Source organism: Mycobacterium seoulense, assembly GCF_010731595.1.
In the GTDB taxonomy this organism is placed as follows: domain Bacteria; phylum Actinomycetota; class Actinomycetes; order Mycobacteriales; family Mycobacteriaceae; genus Mycobacterium; species Mycobacterium seoulense.
The window spans coordinates 1,226,551-1,252,573 of record NZ_AP022582.1; the positions used below are offsets into that span (position 1 = coordinate 1,226,551).

Genomic DNA, 26,023 nt, shown 5'->3' on the forward strand with positions numbered 1-26,023 from the left:
CATGACGGACGTCGCGATCATCGGTCTCGCCTGCCGATTCCCCGGCGCGGAAAATCCGCGCGAGTTCTGGGAGGTCCTCCGCGACGGTCGCGAGGCGACGCGGCTGCCCGGCGACGTCGCCGAGTTCGACGCCGACTTCTTCCACGTCTCGCCGCGCGAGGCGTGCGCGATGGACCCCCGCCAACGGCTGGCGCTCGAACTGGCCTGGGAGGCATTCGAAGACGCCTTCGTGGCGCCGGAAACGATGCGCGGCGAGGCGATTTCGGTGTACGTCGGTGCTATGGCCGACGACTACGCCGTGCTGACGCTGCGCGACATCGCCGACAACCTGGACCACCACTCGTTCGCCGGGATCAGCCGGGGGATGATCGCCAACCGGATCTCGTATGCGTTCGGGTTGCACGGGCCCAGCATGACCGTCGACTCCGGGCAGTCGTCGTCGCTGACCGCGGTGCACCTCGCCTGCGAGAGCCTGCGTACGGGCGAGTCGGCGCTGGCGATCGCCGGCGGGGTCCACCTCAACCTGGCCGACGAAACCGCGATGCTGGAACGCGAATTCGGCGCGCTGTCGACATCGGGTCACACCCACGCGTTCGATCGACGCGCGGACGGCTACGTGCGGGGCGAGGGCGGGGGACTGGTGCTGCTCAAGCCGTTGCCCGCGGCCCTGCGGGATGGGGACCGCATCCACGCGGTGATCCGGGGCAGCGCCGTGGGCAACGCCGGGCACAGCGCCGCGGGCCAGACGGTGCCCTCGGTTTCCGGGGAGGCCGACGTGATCAGGCGGGCACTCGCCGCCGCCGGCCTGGGCAGCGGCGACATCGACTTCATCGAGGCCCACGGCACCGGCACCAAGGTCGGCGACGACGCGGAGGCCAGTGCGCTGGGCGAGGTGTTCGGTGCGCGCGGGCGCCCGCTGAACGTGGGTTCGGTGAAGACCAACATCGGCCACGCCGGCGGCGCCGCGGGAATCGCGGGCCTGCTCAAGGCCGTGCTCGCGCTGACGCATCCGGTGATCCCGCCGAGCCTCAACCACGCCGGCGCCGATCCCGAACTCGAGCGCCTGGGGCTGCGGGTCAACACCGCCGCGCTGCCGTGGCCGGTGGCCGACCGACCGCGCCGCGCCGGGGTGTCGTCGTTCGGCATGGGCGGCACCAACGCGCACGTCGTCGTGGAACAAGCTCCCGCGCAACCGGATACGCCCGCGGACGCGCCCGACCGGCCGGTGGCGTGGGTGCTGTCGGCCCGATCCGAGCAGGCGCTGGCCAACCAGGCGCGCCGCCTGGCGGCGTGGGCGGCCGACCCGGGGGTGACCCCGGCGGACGTCGGGTGGTCGTTGGTGACGACGCGCTCGGTGTTCGACCATCGGGCGGTCGTCGTGGGCGGCGATCGCGAGGCGCTGACGCGCGGCCTGGCCGGCGTGGCGGCCGGGGAGCCGGCGCCCGGTGCGGTGGTCGGCCGCGCCGGCCCGGCGGGCAAGACGGCCTTCGTGTTCCCCGGCCAGGGCTCGCAATGGCCCGGGATGGGCCGCGAGCTCCATCACCGGTTCCCGGCCTTCGCGCACGCCTTCGACGAGGCCGCGGCCGCGGTGGACGCCCACCTGCGGGCGCCGGTGCGCGACGTGATGTGGGGCGACGACGCGGAGTCGTTGCGGGACACCGAGTTCGCGCAGCCGGCGCTGTTCGTGCTCGAGGTGGCCCTGGCCGCGCTGTGGCAATCGTGGGGTGTGACACCCGACGTGGTGCTGGGCCATTCGGTGGGGGAGATCTCGGCGGCGTGTGTGGCGGGCGTGTTGTCGCTGACGGACGCGGCGCGCGTCGTGGCGGCGCGTGGCGAATTGATGGCCCGGTTGCCGGCGGGCGGGGTGATGGTGGCGGTCAGCGCCGCCGAGGCCGAGGTGGCCCAGATGCTGACCGCGGGTGTCGGCATCGCGGCGGTCAACGGCCCCAACGCGGTGGTGCTGTCCGGTGAGCGCGCCGCGGTGGGCGCAACGGTGGATCGCCTGGCGGGCGCCGGCCGGCGGACGCACCGGTTGGCGGTCTCGCACGCCTTTCATTCGGCATTGATGGAACCGATGCTCGACGCGTTCTCACAGAGGGTCGCCGACGTCGGACCGCGGCAGCCGCGAATCTGCCTGATTTCCAACGTGTCCGGCGAACCGGCCGGCCCGGGGTACGGGTCCGCGCGGTATTGGGTCGACCATGTGCGCCGGCCGGTGCGGTTCCTCGACGGCGTGCGTGCCGCCGAGGCCCTGGGGGTAACGGCGTTCCTCGAGGTGGGCCCGGGCGGTGGGTTGAGCGCGGCGGTGGATCAGTCGCTGACCACCGAGCGGCCGGTCTCGGTGGTCACCATGCCCAAGGGCGGTCCCGAGATCGAGTCGACGCTGCAGGCGGCCGGCCGGCTGTTCACCTCCGGGGTGGGCGTGAGCTGGCCTGCGGTGTTCACCGGCTCGCGAGCGCGCCGGGTCGACCTGCCGACGTATGGCTTTGCGCGGCAACGATTCTGGCTGGGAAGCGGACGGGATACACTGCCCGCCAAGGCAACCCGCGCCCCGGACCTGGCCGAGCAGTTGCACGCCCTGCCCCCCGCGGAGCAACTGCGGCGGCTGGTCGAGCTGGTCTGCGGGCACGCCGCCGCCGTCTCGGGGCACCCGGGCGGCCGTGCCATCGACCGCGACCGCGCCTTCGCCGACCTCGGATTCGACTCGCTGACCGGCGTCGAACTGCGCAACCGGCTCACGACGGCAACCGGCCTGGCCCTGCCGCGCACCCTGATCTTCGACTACCCCACCCCCGCGGCCCTGGCCGATCTGCTGCGGCAGCAACTGTTCCGCGGCGACGACGGCGAATCCGACGAGGAGAAGTTGTGGTCTTCGCTGCGCAGGATTCCGCTCGCCGAGCTGCGCAGGACCGGATTGCTCGACAAGCTTCTGTTACTGACCGGTGAAGCGGAAAGCCCTGGCGCCGAACCGGAAATCGACATGATCGATTCGCTGAGTCCCGAGGCGTTGGTCGCGATGGCGCTCCACTCGACGGACGACGAGGGCGCCAAATGACGAAATCCCAACGCAATTGGGCACATGTCGAATACGCCGAGTTTTTGCCGGAGTACTCGGATCGGCCTACACTTCAGGAATTGGCTCAAGTCCCGTTTGAGCTGGGATGCAAGCAAGAGGGTGGGGCATGAGCGTCATTGCGGGTCTGTTCGGAGCGTTGCCGCCGCATCGTTACAGCCAGGCCGAAATCACCGATCAGCTCGTCGAATTCCCCGCTCTCAAAGAGCACGAGGGGGTCGTCCGGCGGTTGCACGCCGCCGCCAAGGTCAACAGCCGTCACCTGGTCCTGCCGCTCGAGCGCTACCCGTCGCTGACCGATTTCGGTGAGGCCAACGAGATCTTCATCGAACACGCCGTCGACCTCGGCTGCGAAGCGCTGCTGGGCGCGCTCGACGAGGCCGGCCTGCGGCCGGAGGACATCGACATGATCGCCACCACCACGGTGACCGGCGTCGCGGTGCCGTCGCTCGACGCGCGGATCGCCGGGCGGCTCGGCCTGCGCCCGGATGTGCGCCGGATGCCGCTGTTCGGGCTGGGCTGCGCGGGCGGGGCGGCGGGAGTGGGCCGGCTGCACGACTACCTGCGCGGCGCGCCGGACGGCGTCGCGGTGCTGGTGTCGGTCGAGCTGTGCTCGCTCACCTTCCCGGCGGTCAAGCCGACCGTATCCGGCCTGGTGGGCACCGCCATGTTCGGCGACGGCGCGGCCGCCGTGGTCGCCGTCGGCGACCGTCGCGCCGACCGGCTGAGCCCGGACGGGCCCGACATCGTCGATTCCCGCAGCCGCCTCTACGCCGACTCGCTGCACATCATGGCCTGGAACGTGAGCTCGGCCGGGCTGCACCTGGTGATGGCCCCGGAGCTGACCAATCTCATCGACCGCCACCTGGCCGACGACGTGAGCCGGATCCTGGGCCCCCACGGCCTGACGAAGGACGACATCGGCTCCTGGGTGGCGCATCCCGGCGGCCCCAAAGTCATCAACGCGATCGCCAACAGCCTCGAGCTGCCCCCCGATGCCCTCGAGCTGACCTGGCGGTCGCTGGGCGAGGTCGCGAACCTGTCGTCGGCGTCGGTGCTGCACATCCTGCGCGACACCATCGCCAAGCCGCCGCCGGGCGGAAGCCCGGGGCTGATGGTGGCGCTGGGCCCGGGGTTCAGCTCCGAGCTCGTGCTGTTGCGCTGGCGCTGAGCCGGTCAGCTCGCCCCCGCGGGGGAGTCCAGGAAGCCTTGCACGGCATCGGTGAGAATTCGGCCGCCGCGGGTGTTCAGGTGGATGCCGTCGATGTGAAACTCCCATCCGTTCATCCGGGAGATCTCGTCGAAGCTGCGCCGCAGCAGCGCCTCCCGGATCAGATAGTCGCGGTAGAACGACGGGAAAGAGAACCGGGTGAACGGCTTGGCGGTGTTGGCGCGGACCAATTGGTCCTGGAAGGCTTCGAAGAACCCGATGTAGTCCGTCCCCTCGCGCGACGCCACCGCCCGGATCGCGTCGTTGTAGGCGGCGCATTCGTGGTTCAGCCGCGCCTGAACGACGTGCCGGGAATGCGGGTCTTCCCCCACGGGCGCAAGGGAACTCAGCGCGATCCGGGCGTCGGTCTCGTGCCGCAACCTGCGCGTGATGATTGCCAGGGTCTCCTCGAACCGCGGCGCGCTCGGCTCGGCGGGCAGCCCCTTCCACACCCGCACCACCCTGCGGAAGTTGGGAAAGACGCTGGCCAGAATGTCGTTGGTGCCGATCAGGACGATCACCCGGTCGGGCCGGCTGGCCGTCACGCGGCGCAGCCGCCGAATGGTGTTGAACGACAGGTCGCCACCCACGCCGAAATTCAGGAATCGGAACCGCCCGTTGCGCGGCCGGCCCTCCAGTTCGGCGATCCACCGATAGGTTCCCTTGGCCGCGGTGGTGCTCGAGCCGACGCATGCCACCGTTTCGGGGAAGTCGGAAGTCACAGTCGCATTATTCGAGGATCTCCGACAGGTCCAGCCAGCGACTCTCGGTCGAGGCGACCTCGTCTTCCAGCGCGCGCAGCTCCTGGGTGAGCCGCGCGATGCCGATGTGGTCCGATTGGTCGTGCTCGGCCAGTTCGTGGTGTTTGGCCGCGATCCGGTCGGCCAGGCGCGCAAGCTGGCGGTCCATGCCGGCCAGCTCCTTCTCCGCGGCCCGGCGCTCGGCGCCCGACAGCGCCGGCTCCGGGGCGGGGGCGGGCGCGGGGGCCGGTGGGGCGGCCCGGCGGGCGGCCAGCCGCAGGTACTCGTCGATGCCGCCGGGCAGGTGCCGCAACCGGCCGTCGAGGATCGCGTACTGCTGGTCGGTGATCCGCTCGAGCAGGTACCGGTCGTGCGAGACGACGATCAGCGTGCCCGCCCACGAGTCGAGCAGATCCTCCATGGCGGTCAGCATGTCGGTGTCGACGTCGTTGGTCGGTTCGTCGAGGAGCAACACGTTGGGCTCGGACAGCAGGGTGAGCATCAGCTGCAGCCGCCGCCGCTGCCCGCCGGAGAGTTCGCCGATCCGGGCGGACAGCTGGCCGCGACCGAAGCCGAGCCGCTCCAGCAGCTGGGCCGGCGTCACCTCGCGGCCTTCGACTTCGTAGCCGACGCGCAGCCGGCCCAGCACGTCGGCGATCCGGTCGTCGATCAGCTCGGCCAGGGCGTCGCCCTGCTGGTCGAGCACGGCGAGCCGAACCGTCTTGCCGCGCTTGACCCGTCCGGTGTCCGGCGTGACGGTGCCGGCGATCAGCCCCAGCAGCGTCGACTTGCCGGCGCCGTTGGCGCCGACGATGCCGGTGCGTTCGCCCGGGGCGATCCGCCACTCGACGTCGCGCAGCACCGGGCGGCCGTCAAACGCCACCGACACGTCGAGCAGGTCGACGACGTCCTTGCCCAGCCGCGCCGTCGCCAGCTTGGCCAGCTCGACGGTGTCGCGCAGCGGCGGCACGTCGGCGATCAGCTGGTTGGCCGCCTCGATGCGGAACTTGGGCTTCGAGGTGCGCGCGGGCGCGCCGCGCCGCAGCCACGCCAGCTCCTTGCGCATCAGGTTCTGCCGCTTGGCCTCGGTGGCGGCGGCCATCCGGTCCCGCTCGACGCGCTGCAGCACGTAGGCCGCGTAGCCGCCCTCGAACGGCTCCACGATCCCGTCGTGCACCTCCCACGTCGTGGTGGCGACCTCGTCGAGGAACCAGCGGTCGTGCGTCACCAGCAGCAGGCCGCCGGTGTTGCGCGCCCAGCGCTGTTTGAGGTGCTCGGCCAGCCAGGTGATGCCCTCGATGTCCAGGTGGTTGGTGGGCTCGTCGAGCGCGATGACGTCCCACTCGCCGACCAGCAACTCCGCGAGCTGGACCCGCCGGCGCTGACCGCCGCTGAGCGTGGCGATCGCTGCGTCCCAACCGATGTCGGACACCAGGCCGGCGACCACGTCGCGGACGCGCGCGTCACCGGCCCATTGGTGTTCGGCCGCCTCGCCCACCAGCGTCCAGCCCACCGTGCGGTCCGGGTCCAGGGTGTCCGCCTGGCTCAGCGCGCCGACCCGCAGGCCGCTGCGCCGGGTTACCCGGCCGGAGTCGGGCGCCAGGTGACCGGTCAGCAGGCGCAGCAGGCTGGACTTGCCGTCACCGTTGCGGCCGACGATGCCGATGCGCGCGCCGTCGTTCACGCCGAGGGTGACCGAGTCGAAAACCAGTTGGGTCGGGTATTCGAGTCGGACGGCCTCGGCCCCCAATAGGTGCGCCACCGGCCCGACCCTACTGGCGCTATTCGAGGGTCAGCAGCGCCCGGTCCACCTGGCTTTGCGTCTCGGCCGACGCCTTGCTGGTCAGGGCGTCCAGGAAGCGGCCGGCGAGGTCGCGCAGTTTGAGGTTGGTTTCCTGGGAGCGCCACACCAGGATGTCGAACGCCCGCTCGGCGGAGATGCCGTAGGCGGCCATCAGCACGCCCTTCGCCTGCTCGATTCGGGCGCGGGCGTCGGCCACCGCCGACAGCACGTTGTTGATGTCGGTCTGCAGCGAGTCGGTGACGTCGACGTAGAAACCGGACGTCCCGATCAAAGTGCCGCTGTCGTCGACCATCCGGTCGCCCGCGACGACGACGCAGCGGGTGCGCCCGCCGGTGTCGATGATGCGGTGGCGGCTGCTGAACGGCTTGCCCTGCATCACGCGATCCAGGACGGCCGCCACGCGCTCGCGGTCGTCGGGATGCTTGTGCTTGAGCAGCAATTCCGTGGTGGGCTCCACCTGGCCCGGCCGATACCCGTGCATGCGGGCGACCGCCGCCGACCACTCCCAACGGTGGCCGTCCAGATAGAACCGGAACCGGCCGACGCTCTGCGGCTCGCCGAGGCCCAGGACCACGTCGACCGCGCTGAGGTCTCGTTCTTCGACGGCGTCGGACATGAACGCCTCACACGCCGAGTCCGCCGAACCGTCGCGGGCGGGCTCGCCGTCGCGGCCCTGCACGGCCTCGTCTTCGAAGTTCACGGTCATCGCGCGTTGCCCTTCAGATCCGTAACTATGTCCCCTGCATATCAATGCCCACTTTTGCGCGGGTCCATGCATCAGGCCTTCCGGTAGGGCTCGGCGTCGGCGCGTCTGAATTCCAGGCCCAGACCGGGCCGATCCTGGTCCGGCCGCAGCGCGCCGCCGTCGGGCGCGAGCGCGCCGTCGAACAGCAGGTGTTCGATGCGGTGATGATCGTGGAAGTACTCCAGGTGCCGCAGATTGGGGATCACGCTCGCCACCTGGGCGTGCAGGTTGGGGGCGCAGTGCCCGGACACGTCGACGTTGTGGGCGGCGGCCACGGCGGCGGCCCGCAGCCAGTCCGTGATGCCGCCGCAGCGGGTGACGTCGATCTGCAGGCAGTCGACCGCCCCGGCGGCGAGCATCCGGTGGAAGTAGGCCAGGTCGTAGCCGTACTCGCCGGCGGTGACGTCCGGGCTCACCTGGTCGCGGACCTCCCGCAACCCGGCCAGGTCGTCGGAGGGGACGGGTTCCTCGAACCACGTGACGTCGTGGTCGGCCATCGCCTGGGCCACCCGGATCGCCTGCTTGCGGCGGTAGCCACCGTTGGCGTCGACATACAGTTCGACGTCCGGCCCGATCACCCTGCGGGACAGCGCGATTCGGTCGAGGTCGCGGCGCTCGTCGGAGCCCCACGACTCGCCGATCTTGATCTTGACCCGGGGGATCTTCCAGTCGCCGACCCAGCGTTCGAGTTGAGCCCGGGTCGTGCGCTCGTCGTACGTGGTGAACCCGCCGCTGCCGTAGATCGGTACCGCGTCGTGCGCCATGCCGAGCAGCCGGCAGACGGGCAGGTCCAGCAGCTTGCCCTTGAGGTCCCACAGCGCGGTGTCGACCGCCGAGACCGCGCACGACACCAATCCGGGCCGGCCGTTGTTACGCATCGCCCGGACCATCGCCTGCCACCGCCCGGTGATGTCGAGGGCGCTGTGCCCGGTGAGCGTGCCGGCGAGCGGCCCGGTGATCAGCTCGCCGCACGCGCCGCCGGCGTAGGTGTAGCCGATCCCGCGCCGCCCGCCCGCGGTCACCTCGGCCAGCACCAGGGTGGTCGACGACCAGGACAACGTTCCGTCGGCTTCCGGTGCGTCGGTGGGGATTTCGAAGACCTGCGCGGTGACCTCGTCGATGGGTGCGTCGACGTTCATCGGGCCCACCGGCGCGCCGCGAGCCACGCGCCGAGTCCCGCCGCGCCCAGCGCGCCCGTGCCGCTGGCGACGGGATGGTGGGACGCCCACAGTTGCGGGCTCAGCGTGTGGGAGTTGCCGTCGAACCCGCCGTGCGCGCCGTGGTCGCTGCCCGGTTCCTGGTCGAGCGGCCGCCACAGGTTGTGGGGCCGCGCGGGGCTGACGTGCTCGTCGGTCTGTTGCGAGTCGTATCCGGTGCGGCCCAGGTAGCGGTCCAGCAGCGGCGCGACGAACTTCTGCGCCAGCAGCGTCGCCGCGGTGCTGTCGCCGACCCAATATTGTTTGCGCTCCGGATGATCGGCGGCATACAGGACGCCGCGGGCGGCGACCTCGGGCTGGTAGATCGGCGGCACCGGTTGCGGATGGCGCGGCAGCCGCGAGAGCACCCAGGAGAACTGCGGGGTGTTGACGGCGGGCATCTGGGCCACGGTGATGCGGACCTTCGAGTGCTCGTGCAGCAGCTCGCAGCGCACCGATTCGGTGAACCCGTTGATGGCGTGCTTGGCGCCGCAGTAGGCCGACTGCAGCGGGATGGACCGCTGGCTGAGCGCGGAGCCGACCTGCACGACGGTGCCGCGGTCGCGCGGCCGCATCTTGGCCAGCGCCGCCATGGTGCCGTGCACGTAGCCGAGGTAGGACACCTCGGTCACGCGTTTGAACTCCTCGGCGCTGATCTCGCTGAACGGTGCGAACACGGAGGTGAACGCGACGTTGACCCAGACGTCGATGGGGCCGAACGCCGCCTCGGTCTCGTCGGCGGCGGCGACGACGGCCGCGTGGTCGGCCACGTCGACGGGGATGGTCAGCGCCTTGCCGCCGCCGGATTCGACGTCGCGGGCCGCGCCGTCCAGCCCGGCGGCGCCGCGGGCGAGCAGGGCGACGTTCGCCCCGCGCCGGCCGAACAGCTGGGCGGTGGCCCGGCCGATGCCGGCGCTGGCTCCGGTGATCACCACTGTCTGCGTCATCGCGCGATCTCCTTTCCGTTCAACAGGTCATGGTGGACGGCGTCGTCGGCGAGCGTGGCCGTGCATTCCAGCATCAGCGCGTGCGCGAAGGCCTGCGGGAGGTTGCCGCGCAGCTGACGCTGCCTGACGTCGTATTCCTCGCAGAACAACCCGGGTGGCCCGCAGGCGGCGCGGTTGCGTTCGAACCAGCGCATCGCGCAATGCGCGTGTCCCAGTTGATGTTCGGCGAGCGCCATCATGAACCCGCAGAGCAAAAACGCCCCCTCGGCGTCGCCGAGGTCACGCTCGTCGTGCCGGAAGCGGTAGACGAATCCGTCGTGGCTGAGCTGCCTGCGGACGGTGTCCAGCGTGGCCCGGGTGCGCGGGTCGTCGGCGGGCACCGCGCCGCGCACGGGTGGCAGCAGCAGCGACGCGTCCACCCCGGGCAGCCGCGGGCTGCGTTGCCAGTAGCCGCCCTGCGGGTGCAGGCTGCCGGCGGCCGTGTCGGCCAGGATCCGGTCGGCTAGCGACGCGCAGGCGGCCACCTCGGCGCCGCCGCCCGCCACTTTCGCGATCGCGCGCAGGCCGGCGACGCACGCCAGGCGCGACTGCGTCCAGTGCTCGTCCTCGATCTCCCAGATCCCGGCATCCGGGTCGCGCCAGCGCTTTTCGATCGCGCCGATCGCCGTCTGCGCGGCCCGCCAGCCCTCGGCGTCGAGGCGGCCGGCGTTGCCCGCCCAGGCCAGCAGCTGCAGCGCCTCGCCGAACACGTCGAGCTGGAACTGCTGGTTGACCCAGTTGCCCACCTTGTCGGTGCCCCCGGGATAGCCGGGCAGGTCGAGGGTTTCCTCGCTGGGCACGCTGTCGCCCGTGACGGTGTAGGCCGGCTTGAGGTCGGGCCCGTGTTCGAGCAGCCGGGCGCCGACGAATTCGACCGCGCGGTCGAGCAGTTCCGTCGCCCCGACGGTCGCGGCGGCGATGCCGGCATAGACCTGATCCCGGATCCATGCGTAGCGGTAGTCGTAGTTCTGGTTGGCGTGCGCGCGCTCGGGCAGGCTCATCGTGGCGGCGGCCACCATGCCGCCGCCGCTGCTGGTCAGCCCGCGCAGCACCGCGTAGGAGTGGCGACCGTCGCGGGGCGCGATGGTGCAGTTCAGCTCGGGCACGCTGCGATGCCAGGCGGCCTCCGTTGCGTCCCAGGCGATGTCGGGATCGGGCGGCTGGTCGGGAAGCGCGCGCTCGGAGAGCTCCAGCACGAAGTCGTGCTGACCGCCCTCGTCGACGGTGATCTCACACATGAGCAGTTCACCGCGCCCGTCGGCCGCTTTGACGGCGCGCGCGTCGCAGGCACCCAGCCAGCGCCAGTGCAGCCGCCCCGACGTGCCGCGCCACACCCCGTCGTCGGCGCTCAGGTCGCCGGGGCCGTGCCGACCGAACGCCGCGCCCGGCTGCAGCAGCACCCGCACCCGAGCGCTCCCGCGGCGACCCATGAGACGGCGCAGCAGCACCGCGCGGTCGGGATCGCCGGGGAAGGCGAGCGCCTCACGGCATTCCACGATGCCGTCGCGGGTGATCCAGCGATTGCGCCAGATCAGGGTGCCCGGCTCGTAGTAGCCGCCCCACACGTGTCGCACGTCGGTCGGCGTGATCGCGTATATCCCGCCGCCCCCAATGAGATTGGAGAAGACCCCGTCGGAATCCCACCGCGGCGCGCACATCCAGGCGACGTCGCCCTGCGGGCCGATCAGGGCGCCCCGCTCGCCGTCGGCGAGCAGCGCGTACTCGCGCAGCACCCGCGGCGAGAACGTCGCCTCGATGTCGATCGTGCGGTCAGCCACGGGCCCCCGCCTTTACCCGCCGGCCGGCCGGGGCGTCGCGGCGGATCTTCCCGGTCGCCATCCGCTCGGCCAGCCGCGAGGCCAGCGCCATGATCGTCAGTGCCGGGTTCGCCGAGCCCTGCGTCGGGCACACCGAGCCGTCGGCGAGGAACAGGTTCGGCACGCCCCACACCCGGTGGTCTGAGTCGACGACGGAGTTGTCCGGCCGGGTGCCCATCCGGGCGCCCCCGATGAGGTGGGCGAAACGCTCGATGGTCAGCACGTCCTGGGCGCCGGAGGCGTGCAGGATGTCGCCGATCACCTTGGTGGAGTAGGCCATGTTGGCCTTGTCGTTGTCGCACAGCGTGTAGTCGAACCGGGCGACGGGGATGCCGTACGGGTCGGTTTCCCGGGCCAGGGTGACCCGGTTGTCCGGCAGCGGCAACAGCTCGTTGAGCACGCCGATGGTCGCCCAGTGGTTGTAGTCGCGCATGTACTCGCGTAACGCGCGGCCCCAATGCCCGTCGGCCAGCACGTGTTCGGCCCACCCGATGGGCAGCGGCGACACGGTCTGGATGGAGAAGCCGCGGGCGAACCCGCGCGACGGGTCGGTCTCGTAGAACTGCTCCGAGGACACCTCCGGGGGAGGGGCCTTGTACATCCGGACCTCGTCGGCCCACCGGCCCGCGGACTGCGTGGCGCCCTGCACCATCACGTAGCGGCCGACCTGGTCTTCGTTGTTGCCCAAGCCGTTCGGGAAGCGTTCGCTCGCCGAGTTCAGCAGCAGGCGCGGCGTTTCGATGGAATACCCGGCGATGGCGACGACCTTGGCCCGCTGCAGCCGTTCGGTGCCGCCGGCCTCGTCGTAGTAGACCACGCCGCGTGCGGCCCCGTTCTCGTCGAGCTCGACGCGGGCCGCCATGCAGTTGGCCCGGATCTCCACGGCGTGCGCCAGCGCGTCGGGCAGGTGCGTGACGTAGGGGCTGGCCTTGGCGTTGACCTTGCAGCCCTGCAGGCAGTAACCGCGGTAGATGCAGTGCGGGCGGTTGCCGAAGGTGCCGTTGACGATGCCGACGGGCCCGACCCGCATCTCGATGCCGAGCCGCATCGCGCCCCGCCACAGCTTGGCGGCCGCACCCGAAATCGGGTGCGGTGAAAAGGAATACCGATGCGGGTAGCCCCAGGGCCAGTTCTGCCCGGCCACCGGCAGCTCGAGCTCGATCCGCTCGTAGTGGGGGCGGATGTCCTCGTAGCGGATCGGCCAGTCCGCGCCGACCCCGTCGAGGGTGTGGGTGTGAAAATCGCTGGGATGGAACCGCGGGGTGTAGCCGGCGTAGTGGACCATCGAGCCGCCCACCCCGCGCCCGGAGTTGTTCTTGCCCAACTCAATTGGATCCTCGCCGCCGATGATGCGCTTTTGCGTCCAGTACAGGGCGTGCGAACCCGCCTCGTCGGACACCCAGTCCTCGTCCGGGTGCCAGAACGGGCCCGCCTCGAGGATTACCACCCGCCAGCCGGCCCGCGCGAGGCGCTGGGCGAGCACCGATCCGCCGGCACCCGCGCCGACGACCACCAGGTCGACCTCGTCGTCGTCGCGGTAGCGTTGCATCGTTTTTTCGCCGGGCAGGTCGCGCGAGTGCACGTCGAGCAGGAACCGCGATTCGTTGTCCCTGGGCCCGACCGCTCCCTTGAGCAGTCCGCGGGGTCGGTCGCCCATCACAGCTCACCGCGCTGCACCACGCGGACCGGGTCCTCGTCCGTCGCGCCCCTCGTCTCGAACGGTTCGCGCGCCGCGGCGTCCCCGGTCGCACCGCCCAGGCGCATGAACCCGCGCGGGTAGGCCGGGCCGCCGAAACCGATCTCGTTCCACGCCCACGGATGGGAGTAGAACCCGGACAACACCATTCGCATGCACACCGACCACGCGCGTTTGACGTTCAGGCGCTCCCAGGTTCCGCCCTCCAAGCGGCCGTCGGAGAACCGGTCGATGATCGCCTCGCGCGTGTCGGGCTCGGCGGCGGCGAACGAGTCCTTGCCGTAGCGGCTCGACGCGGTCTCGTCGAGCGCGCGCAGCACCAGCCGCCAGGTGTCGCGGTCGTCGGGCATGTCGGCGTACTGGTAGCCGTCGAGCCGGCCGTCGGCGAGCTTGGAGTCGACGGACTCGGCCACCGGCACGCGCGGCTCGGTGTCCTGGGCCAGCACCGTGTCGCAGAACGCGCGCAGACACGGCTCCTCTTCCGCTGTGAAGAACCGCAGCGGGCCGGGCGGCTCCAGCCGCGCCAACACCACTTTCTTGGTGGCCCGGTCCCAGGTGTCGGTCGTCTCGAGCACGTCGAAATCCGGGTACCGGCCGATCATTTGGGGGGTGACTCCCCGGCGTTGTCGGGGGAGCCAGGACGGGTGCGGCGGCTTGCGATCGGGTCGCAGGTTCGGCAGGTGGTCGGGGCGTGTGGTGTCGGCCATCGCGCTCAGCCCCGGAACCGCTCGCGCCGCAGGATGGAGGCCAGCAGCCCCATCCCGCCGACCATGCACATCAGCCCGGGCGCCGCGATCGGTGGGCCCATGGGCACGTTGTAGGACGCGTTCTTCCATCCGCCCGGCTTGCGTGCCACCCCGCGCGCGTGCAGGTACTCGCCCATGAGGCCGTTGGCCGTGTAGACGCCCGCCGTGATCGGCAGCCACAGCTTGGCCCAGCGTCGCGAGAACACCCCGCCGATTCCCGCGACGACCACGGGCGGGGTGACCACGATCGGGCTCCACATCCATTTGTTGCCGAAACTGGCTTTGTAGTGCTCGAAATAGATTTCGGCCGTGGTGACCAGGGCCGCCATGGCCGTCAGCCCGGACAGCGAGCGTTCGAAGCGCCCGTGCGCGACGTCATACAACGCCCGCTCGCCCAACAGCATGGCCTCGTGCTTGCGCCTTCCACCGTTGCCTAACAACAACATTGGTTTCCCTTCCTGGCTCGTTGGTCCATGTGCGTCAGCCGATCGATTACGCGCACTGATCTACGCGGAGATACGGGATGTATTGCGAGGCACGAACTGTCGGGATAGCCTGCCGCTCCGGTGGCCGCGCACCGAGAATGTCGGCCGCCGTCTTACCCATGCGTCACCTCACTCCCGACACGAAACACGCTCAGGCAGCCAGCGCGAGGACCGCCCAGAGAACTGGCATGCGCCCAGCTGCGTGTTTCAACCGAGGTGGCCCCGACGGCCCGTCGTGACCGAAGCGCATCCGGTGCGTACCCGATTCCTGCCGGCGTAAACAGTTCGATCGGTGTCGGGTTGGCGATCCTCGCGCCTCTCAGTGATGTTGTCGGTGGGGCGTCCTACTATCGAACCTATGTTCGAGTATGCCTACGCTTCGCGGTCGACGCCGGAGTCGGCGGCGGTGCTGGCTCGGGTGCGGGAAGCGGGTCGCGCGGAGGCGCGGGCGGCCGCGGAACGTCTTGTGGCAGTCGGGGACTTGCTGGTGTTGCGCTGCCGCGATACCGGCGAGCGGGCGGACTGGGCGGCCGACGCGTGGGCCGCGGTCGCCGGGCAAGTCGGCGCGGCGTTGGGCTGCAGTCTGGCGGTCGCGCATACCCACTTGCGCCATGCGATGGCGATGCGCGAGCGGCTGCCGCAGGTCGGCGCGGCGTTTCAGGCGGGCGACCTGGACTATCGGGCTTTTCAGACGATCGTGTTCCGCACCGACTTGATCACCGACCCCGACGTCATGGCGCGGGTGGATGCCCGGCTGGCGGCGCTGCTGTCGCGGCGCCCGTCGCTGACCCGGGCGGGCCTGAGCGCGGCGGTGGATCGCGTGGTGGCGCTGGTGGATGCCGACGCGGTGCGCCGGGCCAGGGAGGCGATCGCGGATCGGTTTGTGGATGTGCAGGCCAACGAGTCGGGGATGGCGTGGCTGACCGGCAGCCTGTTCGGCGCTGACGGGCATGCGCTGGATCGGCGCCTGGATGAGTTGGCGCGCAGCGTGTGTGGCGCCGATCCGCGCACCCAGCGGCAGCGCCGCGCGGATGCGCTGGGCGCGCTGGCCGCCGGTGCGGATCGGTTGAGCTGTCAGTGCGGCACCCCGGCGTGCGCCGGCGCTGGGCGCGCGCCGAGCAGTGTGGTGATCCATGTCGTGGCCGAGCAGGCCACGGTCGCTGGGCGCGGCGCGGCCCCGGGTGTGCTGCCCGGTTTCGAAGGACTCCTGCCCGCCGAGGTGATCGCCGAGTTGGCGCGCTCGGCCAGGCTGGTCCCACTCAGCGTCCCCGCCCAGGCTGAACCCCGGTACACGCCGTCGGCCAAGCTGGCCGACTTCGTGCGCTGCCGGGATCTGACCTGTCGGGCGCCCGGATGTGACCGGCCGGCCCTCGACTGCGACATCGACCATACGATCCCCTACGCCGGGGGCGGACTTACGCATCCGTCGAACCTGAAATGCCTGTGCCGCCAACATCATTTGCTGAAGACCTTCTGGGGTTGGCACGATCAGCAACTGCCCGACGGCACCGTCATCTGGCGGCTACCCGACGGGCACACCTACGTCACCACTGCCGGCAGCGCGCTGCTGTTCCCCACGCTGTGCGCGCCCACCGGCGACCTGCCCGCGCCCCGCACCACACCCGAGCGCTGCACCGAGCGCACCGCGGTGATGCCCCTGCGCACCCGCACCCGCGCCCAGAACCGCTCCACCCGTATCGCCGCCGAACGCCATCACAACAGCCGGGCCCGCTCGGCGACCCAAACCGCCCAAACCGGCCCCGCGCCACCGGACGACGAACCCCCGCCGTTCTGATCAGACGGACTTGGTGACGCCGACGTAGGACAGCACCACGTCGGATTCGTCGGTCATTTGGGTCAGCGTCGCGTAGGACCGGATGAACGACTGCCCCACGCACCCGTCGATTTTGACGTGGAAGCCGGTGACGATGACCCGGGGATTCGGGCCCTTGAAGTCTTTCCGTGCCACGGGTACGACGAGTACGACACCGGGCTTGAGGCCGACGGTGACCACGCCGTTCAGCGGTGTAGTAATCAAAGGCACGACTGTCGGCGCACCGGTCACCAGGCCCGTGAAGCCAAGGCCCGGGCTGACGCCGGCGCTGCCGGCGATGGTGACGCCGTTGGACGTGCTCATGTCGATTCCGCAGCCGATCTCGTAACCCACCTCGAGGACGCCGCGAGGCTGCTCGAGCCCGCCCAGCGAACCGAAGAACGTTCCGCGGGCGAGGTATTCGCGGGACGAGACGGCGGTGGTCAACGGCGCTATGGGGACTTGCGACTCGTCCTTGGCCGCGAGGGTCAATGTCCAGCCTTCGGGCGTCGTGAAGGTCACCGGGTCGGACGACGGCACCAGCGCGTCGTCCGGTGGCTCCGCAGTGGCCGCGACGTTTTCCGCGTCGGGATCGGCGGGCGCCGGAGGCGCCGAGATCACCGACATGACGACGCACAACGCGAGAATCGCGACGCGACGGACGACGACGGCAACCGGCCACACGACCGATACCGTATGCACGGCACGATTCCGGTCTCGAAATTTGCTGCTCGCCCAGCCGAAGTCGTTGTGCGTTCGTGACCGTTATGGGATAAGGGTGCGGAATTCTGAGGTGACGGGTCGCGCAAGTCGGTGTCGGCCACAAGAAGCCGTCCGCACTTCGTTTGCCACACCGGTAGAATTGTTGCTTCGGTGGACCGCGTTCCGGCCGACGACAGAAGGGGTGGCGATGAAGACCCATCTGCGCGCCCGCGGACTGCTGGCCGGTGCCGTGACCGCCCTGGCTCTCACGGGCGGCGCCGGCGTGGCACACGCGGATTCCGACCCTGCGCTGCCGCCAGGGCCGGGCATAATCAATCAACTCATCACGTCGACTCCGGCGCTGTCTCCGGATCCGGCCGACGAAGACGGCCCATCCATGGGCTCGAATGCTGTCGGCATGTATTGCGAGAACCGATTCGCGCGCTGCCGGTAGCGAGACCGGCGGGACGCATGCCGAGCGGCTGAAGCCACCGCCCTCGGGCCTCGGGCCGGTCCTCATCCGATCGCCCGCGGGCAAATCGCCTGGCCAGAACCATCGGGCCAGCCGGTATGCCATGATGTCGGAGCTGTCAAGACATAGGGGAGCGGCCGTGGATCTCAACTTGTCGATCGTCACGCGACCGGTGGAGCGCCTGATAGCTACGGCGCAGAACGGGCTGGAGGTCGTCCGGCTGGGGGGCCTGGAGACGGGTAGCGTCCCATCGCCGTCGCAAATCGTCGAGAGCGTGACGATGTACAAGCTCCGGCGTTATTTCCCGCCCGACAGCCGCCCGGACAAGCCGCCGGTGGGGCCGCCGGTGCTGATGGTGCACCCGATGATGATGTCGGCCGACATGTGGGACGTCACCCGCGAGGACGGCGCGGTGGGCATCCTGCACGCCAACGGGCTCGACCCCTGGGTCATCGACTTCGGCGAACCCGACAAGGTCGAAGGCGGCATGCGCCGCACCCTGGCCGACCACATCGTCGCGCTCAGCCAGGCCATCGACACCGTCAAGGACGTCACGGGCAGCGACATCCACCTGGTCGGATATTCCCAGGGTGGCATGTGGTGCTACCAGGTCGCCGCCTACCGGCGCTCGAAGAGCCTGGCCAGCATCGTCACCTTCGGGTCGCCCGTCGACACCCTGGCCGCCTTGCCGATGGGCATCCCGGCAAACTTCGCCGCGCCCGCCGCCAACTTCATGGCCGACCATGTCTTCAGCCGGCTGGCCATCCCCAGCTGGATGGCGCGCACCGGATTTCAGATGCTCGACCCGCTCAAGACCGCCAAGGCGCGCGTCGACTTCGTCCGCCAGCTGCACGACCGGGAGGCGCTGCTCCCGCGCGAACAGCAGCGCCGATTCCTCGAACGCGAAGGCTGGATCGCCTGGTCCGGCCCGGCGATCTCCGAACTGCTCAAGCAGTTCATCGCCCACAACCGGATGATGACCGGCGGCTTCGCCGTCAACGGGCAGATGGTCACGCTCACCGACATCACCTGCCCGGTGCTGGCCTTCGTCGGCGAGGTGGACGATATCGGGCAGCCGGCGTCGGTGCGCGGCATCCGGCGGGCGGCCCCGGACGCCGAGGTCTACGAAAAGCTCATCCGCACAGGGCATTTCGGTTTGGTTGTCGGATCCAAAGCGGCGCAGCAGAGCTGGCCGACCGTCGCCGAATGGGTGAAATGGCTCTCCACCGGCGGCGACAAACCGGACGGCATCGACCTGATGGCCGACCAGCCCGAGAAGCACACCGACAGCGGCGTCGCGCTCAGTTCCCGGCTCGCGCACGGCATCGGTGAGGTCTCCGAGGCGGCGCTGGGCGTGGTGCGCGGCGCGGCCAACACGGTGGTCGCGGCCAACAAGTCGGTGCGCACCCTGGCCGTCGAGACGGCCCGCACACTGCCCCGCCTGGTCCGGCTGGGCCAGATCAACGACCACACCCGCATCTCGCTGGGCCGCATCATCGACGAACAGGCCCACGACGCCCCGCAGGGCGAATTCCTGCTGTTCGACGGGCGCGTGCACACCTACGAGGCCGTCAACCGGCGCGTCAACAACGTCGTCCGCGGCCTGATCGAGGTCGGGGTGCGGCAAGGCGACCGGGTCGGCGTCCTGATGGAGACGCGGCCCAGCGCGCTGGTCGCCATCGCCGCGTTGTCGCGGCTGGGCGCGGTCGCCGTCGTGATGCGACCGGACTCCGACCTGGCGGCGTCGGTCCGGCTCGGGGGAGTGACGGAGCTGCTGACCGACCCCACCAACTTGGAGGCGGTGCTGGCGTCGGACCGCCAGGGGCTGTGTCAGGTGCTGGTGCTCGGCGGCGGCGAGGCGCGTGACCTGCACCTGCCCGACGACAGCGACGTCATCGACATGGAACAGATCGACCCGGACGCCGTCGAGCTGCCCGGCTGGTATCGGCCCAACCCGGGGCTGGCCCGGGACCTGGCGTTCGTCGCGTTCAGCGCGGCCGGCGGCGAGCTGGTGGCCAAGCAGATCACCAACTACCGCTGGGCGGTGTCGGCCTTCGGGACCGCATCGACCGCCGCCCTGGACCGCCGGGACACCGTGTACTGCCTGACGCCGCTGCACCACGAGTCGGCGCTGTTGGTGAGCCTGGGCGGCGCGGTGGTCGGCGGCACCCGCATCGCGCTGTCGCGCGGCCTGGACCGCGACCGGTTCGTTCAAGAGGTGCGGCAGTACGGCGTCACGGTCGTCTCCTACACCTGGGCCATGCTCCGCGAGATCGTCGACGATCCCGCATTCGTGCTGCACGGCAACCACCCGGTGCGGCTGTTCATCGGTTCCGGTATGCCGACGGGCCTGTGGGCCCGGGTCGTCGACGCGTTCGCGCCCGCTCATGTCGTCGAGTTCTTCGCGACCACCGACGGGCAAGCGGTGCTGGCCAACGTGTCCGGCGCCAAGATCGGCAGCAAGGGCCGCCCGCTGCCGGGCGCCGGGCGTATCGAGCTGGCCGCCTACGACGTCGAGCAGGACCTGATCCTCGAGAACGACCGCGGCTTCGTCCAGATCGCCGAGCCCAAACAGGTCGGGGTGCTGCTCGCGGTGTCCAACGGCCCGATCGACCCGACGGCGTCGGTCAAACGCGGCGTCTTCGCCGCCGGCGACACCTGGATCTCGACCGAGTACCTGTTCTACCGCGACGACGACGGCGACTACTGGCTGGCGGGCAGGCGCGGCTCGGTGGTCCACACCGCGCGCGGTCCCGTGTTCGACGAGCCGGTCAACAACGTGCTCGGCTGCGTCAACGGCGTCGACCTCGCGGTGACCTACAACGTGCCCGTCGGCGACCGCCAGGTCGCCGTCTCGGCGGTGACGCTGCTACCGGGGGCCAGCGTCACCGCGGCCGACCTGACCGACGCCGTGGCCAAGATCCCCATCGGCGTCGGCCCCGACATCGTTCAGGTATGCCCGGAGATGACGTTGAGCGCGACCTACCGCCCGACGGTCAGCGCCCTGCGCGCGGCGGGAATTCCCAAACCGGGCCGCCAGGTGTGGTACTTCGACGCCGAGGGCAACTTCTTCCGGAAACTGACCCCGAGCGTGCGGGCCGAGCTGAGCGGGCGCGCCGATGGTTGACGATGCGCTGCTCGCCATCCTGGTCTGCCCGGCCGACCGGGGCCCGTTGCTGCTGGTGGATGACGAGCTGCTGTACAACCCGCGGCTGCGGCGCGCCTACCGCATCGAGGACGGCATCCCGGTGCTGCTCGTCGACGAGGCCCGCGACGTCGACGACGACGAGCACGCCCGGCTCATGGCACGAGCCCGGCCGGCAGATCCCCGGTGAGGTAGCGCTGCAGGTTCGGCGCTATGGTCTGCGCGACCTGCTGGGCCGGCAGCGACGCGAACGGCTCCAGCTGCAGGATGTAGCGCGCCATCACCACGCCGACCAACTGCGACGCGACGAACTGGACGCGGATGACCCCGCTTCCCGGCGGATTGTCAACTCGCGGGCCGACTTCCACCGCGATCACGTCCTCGATGAACGTGCGGAACAGATTGACCTCCGAGCCGGCCAGGATGGACCGCAGCGTGGCGATGAATCCCGTGCCCAGGTCGGAATCCCACAGCGGCAACAACATCGAAGGCAGCCGGTAGCCGACCTCCTCGATCGGCACGTCGCGCAGCGGGCCGATGATGTCCATCGGATCGATCGGGATGTGGACGGCCGCGGCGAACAGTTTCTCCTTGGTGCCGAAGTAGTGATGCACCAGCGCCGAATCGACGCCCGCGGCCGCCGCCACCGCGCGGATGGACGTATTGCCAATTCCATTGGTGGCGAACAGTTCCCGGGCGCTGGCAAGAATGCGGTTGCGGGTGTCGGAGCTCCCGGCGGGGCGCCCGGGCCGCCTGCGCCCGGTGTTGGTATCCGTCACGTTAAGCTATCCGCCACGTTAAGGCGTCCGTCGCCGCAACGTCGCGGCGGCCAGGCACAGCGACGCGAGCGCGAAACCCAGCACGACGACGATGTCGCGCACCGCGGTGTAGGTCAGCTGCGAGTGCGCGCCCACCTGCTGCAGCGCCTCCAGCGCGTAGCTGGCCGGCATCGCGTCGCTGACCCACTGCAGCCAGTGCGCCATCAAGGCCCGGGGCACGATGATGCCGGCCAGCAAGAGCTGCGGCACCATCACCAGCGGGATGAACTGCACGGCCTGAAACTCGGTGCGGGCGAAGGCACTACACAGCAGGCCCAGGCCCACACCGAGGACGGCGTTGACGATCGCGATCACGAACACCCACGCGGGGCTGCCTGCGGTGTCGAAGCCGAGCAGCCAGAACGACACGATGCACGCCAGGGTGGCCTGTGCCGCGGCGGCCGTCGAGAAGGCCGTGCCGTAGGCCATCAGCAGGTCGAACCGCCGCAGGGGAGTGGTCAGAATGCGCTCCAGCGTGCCGGAGGCCCGTTCCCGCTGCATGGTGATCGCCGTGATGATGAACATCACGAACAGCGGGAAAAGGCCGAGCAGGATCAGGCAGGCGTTGTTGAACGGCGAGGGCATGCCCGGCCGGTGCGGCTCGTTGGGGAGCATGTAGTACATCAACGTGATCACCAAGACCGGCACGAACAGGATCATCGCGACGCTGCGGTGGTCGGCCGCCAGTTGGCGCAGGATGCGCGTCGTGGTGGCGGTATACCCCTTGAGGCCTAACCGGCCTGGCGCATGATGTTGCGCTTGATGATGGACAGAAACGCGTCCTCCAGTGACGTGCATCCGGTGTCCTCTCGTAGTCGGGCCGGGGTGGTGTGCGCGAGCAGGTGACCGTCGCGCATCAGCAGCAGGTCACCGCAGTGGTCGGCCTCGTCCATGACGTGGCTGGACACCAGCAGGGTGGTTCCGCCGCGGGCGAGATCGGCGAACTGCTCCCACAGGTCCGCGCGCAGGACGGGGTCCAGGCCCACGGTCGGCTCGTCGAGCACCAGCAGCGACGGCCGGCAGACCAGCGCACACGCCAGCGACACCCGGGTGCGCTGACCGCCGGAAAGGTTGCCGCAGAAGGCGGTTCGGTGATCAACCAACCCGACCCGCTCGATCGCGGCGTCGGCGGCCTGGTGGTCGAAACCGTACAGCGAGGCGAAGTACCGGACGTTGTCGACGACGCGCAGGTCGTTGTAGATGGTCGGGTCCTGCGGCAGGTATCCGACCCGGCGGTGCAGCGGCGCCGACCCGGCGGGGTGGCCGAGCACGGTGACGGATCCCGAGTTCACGATCTGAGTGCCGACGATGCACCGCATCAGGGTGGTCTTGCCGCAGCCGGACGGGCCGAGCAGGCCGGTGATGCTCCCGCGTGCGATCTGCACCGAGAAGTCGTGCAGGGCGGGCCGCTTGCCGCGGATCACCCGCAGGTGATCGATGCGGACGACGGGTTCGGTGATTAATTCATCACACGATGAAGTCATCATGTGATGAATAATCGTCCTCGGAGGGGGGACTGTCAAGAGCGCAGACGTAAAGGTTTTCGGTTGCGCAGGGACCCGGGTCATCACGGCGAGGGGCACTGGCTTAAGGGGATTCGCCCCTTGTTCGATGCGACGGCGCCGTGGCGGCGTTTCAACGGTTGGGCGAGCCAGGGCGGCTCTGGGGCAGGTGCCCGTGCACACCCTCGGCGTAGGCCGTCTCGGCGTGCTGCGTGAGGTCGACGCCGGTGGTCTCGTCTTCGGCGCTGACCCGGAAGCCCATCACCCGGTCGATCACCTTCGCGAGCACGAACGACACCGCGAACGCGTAGAGCGCGACGACGACGATGGCGAGCGCCTGCTTGCCCAGTTGGGTGAAGCCGCCCCCGTAGAACAGGCCGCGCGGGCCCGACGTCATGACCGCCGTCGCGAGCAGCCCGATCAAGGACACTCCGACGACGCCGCCGACGAAGTGCACACCGACCACATCGAGCGAATCGTCATAGTTGAAGCGGAATTTCGCGCTCACCGCGAACGAGCACACGACGCCCGCCGCGAGCCCGACGACCGCCGCGCCCAGCGTGTTGACGGTTCCGCACGACGGCGTGATGGCGACCAGCCCGGCCACCACGCCGGACGCCGCGCCGAAGGTCGTGGGGCGGCCGTCGCGGACCTGTTCGACCGACAGCCAGCCCAGCATGCCCAGGCACCCGGCGACGAGCGTGTTGAGGAAGATCGCCGCGGCGGTGCCGTTGGCGGCCAGGGCGGAACCGGCGTTGAACCCGAACCAGCCGAACCACAGCAGCCCGACGCCGAGCAACACCAGCGGCAGATTGTGCGGCCGCATGGCGTCCTTCTTGAAGCCGATGCGGGGGCCGAGCACCAGCGCCAGGGCCAGGGCCGAGGAACCGGACACGATCTCGACGACGAGGCCCCCCGCGTAGTCGAGCACCCCGAGCTTGGCCAACCAGCCGCCGGGTCCCCACACCCAGTGCGCCACAACCGAATACACCACGACCGTCCACACCGGGACGAACACCATCCACGCGGCGAACTTCGCGCGGTCGGCGATCGCGCCACTGACCAGGGCGGCCGTGATGATCGCGAACGTGACCTGGAACGTGGCGTACAGCAGCTCCGGGACCGCGCCGTGCGCGGTGTCGGGGGTGATGCCCAGCATCCCGACATGCCTGAGGTTGCCGAGGAACCCGCTCACCCCGTCCTCGGAGAACGCGATGGTGTAGCCGAGCAGCAGCCACGCCACCGTGACCAGCGGTATGGAGATGAAGCTCATCATGATCATGTTGAGCACCCCGGTGGTGCGGACCATGCCGCCGTAGAAGATGGCCAGACCGGGAGTCATCAGCAGCACCAGCGCGGTGCTGGCCAGTAGCCACGCGGTGGCGGCGGGGTCGATCGGATGCATGACGCGCGCTCCTTCACAGGTCCCAAGACACCGGGATACTGCCATGACGGCGCTGCCGGTACGTTCGGTGGGTGGCCGCACGCCAGCTGCTCGTCGACCCCGTCGCGGCCGCGCAACGGCTCCTCGGCGCCACGCTCACCGGGCGGGGCGTCAGCGCCCTCGTCGTCGAAGTCGAGGCGTACGGCGGCGTACCCGACGGCCCCTGGCCGGACGCCGCGGCGCATTCCTATCGCGGCCTCAACGGGCGCAACGCGGTGATGTTCGGGCCTCCCGGCCGGCTCTACACCTATCGCAGCCACGGAATCCATGTGTGCGCCAACGTGTCCTGCGGCCCGGACGGGACCGCGGCGGCCGTGTTGCTGCGGGCCGCCGCCCTCGAGGAGGGCACCGATACCGCGCGCGCCCGGCGCGGGGAGCTGGTCCGCGGCGCCGCGCTGGCGCGCGGCCCGGGCAACCTGTGTTCGGCCCTGGGAATCACCATGGACGACAACGGCATCGACCTCTTCGACCCCGCCAGCGCGGTGACCCTGGACCTCAACGCGCCGATGGCCGCCGTGTCCGGTCCGCGCGTCGGGGTCAGCCAGGCCGCCGACCGGCCGTGGCGATTCTGGCTTGCTGGCCGCCCGGAGGTGTCGGCCTACCGGCGCAGCCCGCGCGCGCCGGCGCCCGGCACCAGCGACTAGGTGCGACTAGGCGGTGGCTTCCGCGGGGGCGACGGCGCGAAAGGCGGGGTCGACCCGGCGGGCGAGGAAAACGAAGCTGACGGCCAGCAGGGGCGCGACGGCGCTGTATAACGCGGCCGGCATGGCCATTTCGGCGCTGTTCAGCAGCTGCGGGCTCAACGCGACGCCCATCGCCACCACGGCATTGTGCATTCCGACCTCCAGGCTGACCGCCACGGCCTGCCGGGGCGCCAGACGCATCAAGCGCGGCGCGAGATAGCCGACCGTCAAGCTCACGGCGCAGAACGTCACGACGGCTCCGCTGAGCGCGCCGAAGTGATGCCACAACGTCGTTCGTCCTCCGGCGACGGCGCCGAGCACGGCGACGACCAGCAGCACCAACGCGATGATGCGGACCGGCTTCTGCAGCCGCCCGGCCAGCTCCGGGAAGCGGTGGCGGAAGGCCACCCCGATCGCGATCGGGATGAGCACCAGGCCGAACACCGTGAAGAACTTGTCCACCTGAAGCGGGAGGAACCGGCCCCCGCCGAGGAACCAGGTCATCGACACGGCCAGGATCGCGGGCAGCGCGACGATCGACAGCACGGCGTTGATCGCGGTCAGCGTGAGGTTGAGGGCGAGGTCGCCGTTGAAGAGGTGGCTGAGGATGCTGGACATCGTCCCGCCGGGGGTGGCGGCCATCAGCATGAGCCCGACCGCCAGATGGGGCTCGAGGTGGAAGGCCTCGGCGATCGCCAGGCACAGGGTGGGCAACAGCAGCGACTGGCAGGCCAGTGCCACCGCCAGGGGTTTCCGCATGGTCGCGGCCCGCTTGAAGTCGGCGACCGTGAGCGTCAGCCCGAGGGCGAGCATCACCACCACGACGACCAGCGGCCAGTATCGGTTGTCCATAACGCTCCACGTCGTCGGTGCGCTCAGTGGGGGAAGGCGTTGGCGCGACGATGCGCCGCGCAGTCAGCTTGCCTTATCCCGCAGCGCGTGGGCG

22 protein-coding genes are annotated in these 26,023 nt (G+C 70.3%); 7 read left to right on the forward strand and 15 right to left on the reverse strand.

Going from position 1 to position 26,023, the window contains the following annotated elements; all coding sequences use genetic code 11:
• The first annotated feature begins 1 nt into the window (after position 1).
• Positions 2–3,055, forward strand: a complete 3,054-nt coding sequence (locus G6N37_RS05685; protein ID WP_163677089.1) for a type I polyketide synthase — start codon at positions 2–4, stop codon at positions 3,053–3,055.
• Between the two features lie 127 nt (positions 3,056–3,182).
• Positions 3,183–4,244, forward strand: coding sequence for a type III polyketide synthase (locus tag G6N37_RS05690; RefSeq protein WP_163677092.1), 1,062 nt, complete (start codon positions 3,183–3,185; stop codon positions 4,242–4,244).
• A 5-nt stretch (positions 4,245–4,249) separates the two neighbouring features.
• On the opposite strand, the gene G6N37_RS05695 is transcribed toward G6N37_RS05690, so the two are convergent.
• From G6N37_RS05695 to G6N37_RS05735, 9 genes are all read right to left on the reverse strand, one after another.
• Complete coding sequence (locus tag G6N37_RS05695) at positions 4,250–5,005, reverse strand: SGNH/GDSL hydrolase family protein (RefSeq protein WP_163677095.1); 756 nt, start codon at positions 5,003–5,005, stop codon at positions 4,250–4,252.
• A 7-nt stretch (positions 5,006–5,012) separates the two neighbouring features.
• Complete coding sequence (locus G6N37_RS05700) at positions 5,013–6,785, reverse strand: ABC-F family ATP-binding cassette domain-containing protein (protein WP_163677098.1); 1,773 nt, start codon at positions 6,783–6,785, stop codon at positions 5,013–5,015.
• Between the two features lie 19 nt (positions 6,786–6,804).
• Positions 6,805–7,533 carry a PAS and ANTAR domain-containing protein gene (locus G6N37_RS05705; protein WP_163677101.1) on the reverse strand — a complete coding sequence of 243 codons (729 nt, stop codon included), beginning with the start codon at positions 7,531–7,533 and terminating at the stop codon, positions 6,805–6,807.
• A 71-nt stretch (positions 7,534–7,604) separates the two neighbouring features.
• Positions 7,605–8,711, reverse strand: a complete 1,107-nt coding sequence (locus G6N37_RS05710) for an enolase C-terminal domain-like protein (RefSeq protein WP_163677104.1) — start codon at positions 8,709–8,711, stop codon at positions 7,605–7,607.
• Entirely contained in the window at positions 8,708–9,715 is a 1,008-nt protein-coding gene (locus tag G6N37_RS05715; RefSeq protein WP_163677107.1) for an SDR family oxidoreductase, read from the reverse strand. Before G6N37_RS05715 ends, G6N37_RS05710 begins: the two co-directional genes overlap by 4 nt.
• Entirely contained in the window at positions 9,712–11,532 is a 1,821-nt protein-coding gene (locus G6N37_RS05720) for a glycoside hydrolase family 15 protein (protein ID WP_163677110.1), read from the reverse strand. Before G6N37_RS05720 ends, G6N37_RS05715 begins: the two co-directional genes overlap by 4 nt.
• A complete protein-coding gene (locus tag G6N37_RS05725; RefSeq protein ID WP_163677113.1) occupies positions 11,525–13,228 on the reverse strand; it encodes a GMC family oxidoreductase in 1,704 nt (567 codons plus the stop codon). Before G6N37_RS05725 ends, G6N37_RS05720 begins: the two co-directional genes overlap by 8 nt.
• Positions 13,228–13,974, reverse strand: a complete 747-nt coding sequence (locus G6N37_RS05730; protein ID WP_163677117.1) for a gluconate 2-dehydrogenase subunit 3 family protein — start codon at positions 13,972–13,974, stop codon at positions 13,228–13,230. Before G6N37_RS05730 ends, G6N37_RS05725 begins: the two co-directional genes overlap by 1 nt.
• A gap of 5 nt (positions 13,975–13,979) precedes the next feature.
• Positions 13,980–14,459 (reverse strand): hypothetical protein, encoded by a 480-nt coding sequence (locus G6N37_RS05735; protein WP_163677121.1) that lies wholly within the window; start codon positions 14,457–14,459, stop codon positions 13,980–13,982.
• Positions 14,460–14,856: 397 nt separating this feature from the next.
• On the opposite strand from G6N37_RS05735, the gene G6N37_RS05740 reads away from it, so the two are divergent.
• Positions 14,857–16,293 carry an HNH endonuclease signature motif containing protein gene (locus G6N37_RS05740; protein WP_163677123.1) on the forward strand — a complete coding sequence of 479 codons (1,437 nt, stop codon included), beginning with the start codon at positions 14,857–14,859 and terminating at the stop codon, positions 16,291–16,293.
• Here G6N37_RS05740 and G6N37_RS05745 read toward each other — a convergent pair whose 3' ends face one another.
• The gene (locus tag G6N37_RS05745) at positions 16,294–16,938 is read right to left on the reverse strand and encodes an MspA family porin (protein ID WP_163684666.1); all 645 of its coding nucleotides are present in this window, start codon (positions 16,936–16,938) and stop codon (positions 16,294–16,296) included.
• 283 nt (positions 16,939–17,221) lie between these two features.
• On the opposite strand from G6N37_RS05745, the gene G6N37_RS05750 reads away from it, so the two are divergent.
• From G6N37_RS05750 to G6N37_RS05760, 3 genes are all read left to right on the forward strand, one after another.
• Positions 17,222–17,467 carry a hypothetical protein gene (locus G6N37_RS05750; protein WP_163677126.1) on the forward strand — a complete coding sequence of 82 codons (246 nt, stop codon included), beginning with the start codon at positions 17,222–17,224 and terminating at the stop codon, positions 17,465–17,467.
• 157 nt (positions 17,468–17,624) lie between these two features.
• On the forward strand, positions 17,625–20,612 hold the full coding sequence (locus G6N37_RS05755; protein WP_232075299.1) for an acyl-CoA synthetase: 2,988 nt from the start codon (positions 17,625–17,627) through the stop codon (positions 20,610–20,612).
• The gene (locus tag G6N37_RS05760; RefSeq protein ID WP_083173841.1) at positions 20,605–20,820 is read left to right on the forward strand and encodes a Trm112 family protein; all 216 of its coding nucleotides are present in this window, start codon (positions 20,605–20,607) and stop codon (positions 20,818–20,820) included. Before G6N37_RS05755 ends, G6N37_RS05760 begins: the two co-directional genes overlap by 8 nt.
• On the opposite strand, the gene G6N37_RS05765 is transcribed toward G6N37_RS05760, so the two are convergent.
• The 4 genes from G6N37_RS05765 to G6N37_RS05780 form a co-directional block, all read right to left on the reverse strand.
• Entirely contained in the window at positions 20,786–21,409 is a 624-nt protein-coding gene (locus G6N37_RS05765; protein WP_163677133.1) for a TetR/AcrR family transcriptional regulator, read from the reverse strand. The genes G6N37_RS05760 and G6N37_RS05765 overlap by 35 nt on opposite strands.
• A gap of 18 nt (positions 21,410–21,427) precedes the next feature.
• Complete coding sequence (locus G6N37_RS05770) at positions 21,428–22,246, reverse strand: ABC transporter permease (RefSeq protein WP_167527363.1); 819 nt, start codon at positions 22,244–22,246, stop codon at positions 21,428–21,430.
• Positions 22,180–22,935 carry an ABC transporter ATP-binding protein gene (locus tag G6N37_RS05775; protein ID WP_163677136.1) on the reverse strand — a complete coding sequence of 252 codons (756 nt, stop codon included), beginning with the start codon at positions 22,933–22,935 and terminating at the stop codon, positions 22,180–22,182. The genes G6N37_RS05770 and G6N37_RS05775 overlap by 67 nt, the downstream gene beginning before the upstream one ends.
• A 148-nt stretch (positions 22,936–23,083) precedes the next feature.
• Positions 23,084–24,355, reverse strand: a complete 1,272-nt coding sequence (locus tag G6N37_RS05780) for an ammonium transporter (RefSeq protein ID WP_163677139.1) — start codon at positions 24,353–24,355, stop codon at positions 23,084–23,086.
• Positions 24,356–24,426: 71 nt separating this feature from the next.
• On the opposite strand from G6N37_RS05780, the gene G6N37_RS05785 reads away from it, so the two are divergent.
• On the forward strand, positions 24,427–25,038 hold the full coding sequence (locus G6N37_RS05785; protein ID WP_163677142.1) for a DNA-3-methyladenine glycosylase: 612 nt from the start codon (positions 24,427–24,429) through the stop codon (positions 25,036–25,038).
• A gap of 6 nt (positions 25,039–25,044) precedes the next feature.
• Here the strand turns inward: G6N37_RS05785 and G6N37_RS05790 are convergent, their stop codons facing one another.
• The gene (locus G6N37_RS05790; protein WP_163677152.1) at positions 25,045–25,929 is read right to left on the reverse strand and encodes a bile acid:sodium symporter family protein; all 885 of its coding nucleotides are present in this window, start codon (positions 25,927–25,929) and stop codon (positions 25,045–25,047) included.
• Between the last annotated feature and the right edge of the window lie 94 nt (positions 25,930–26,023).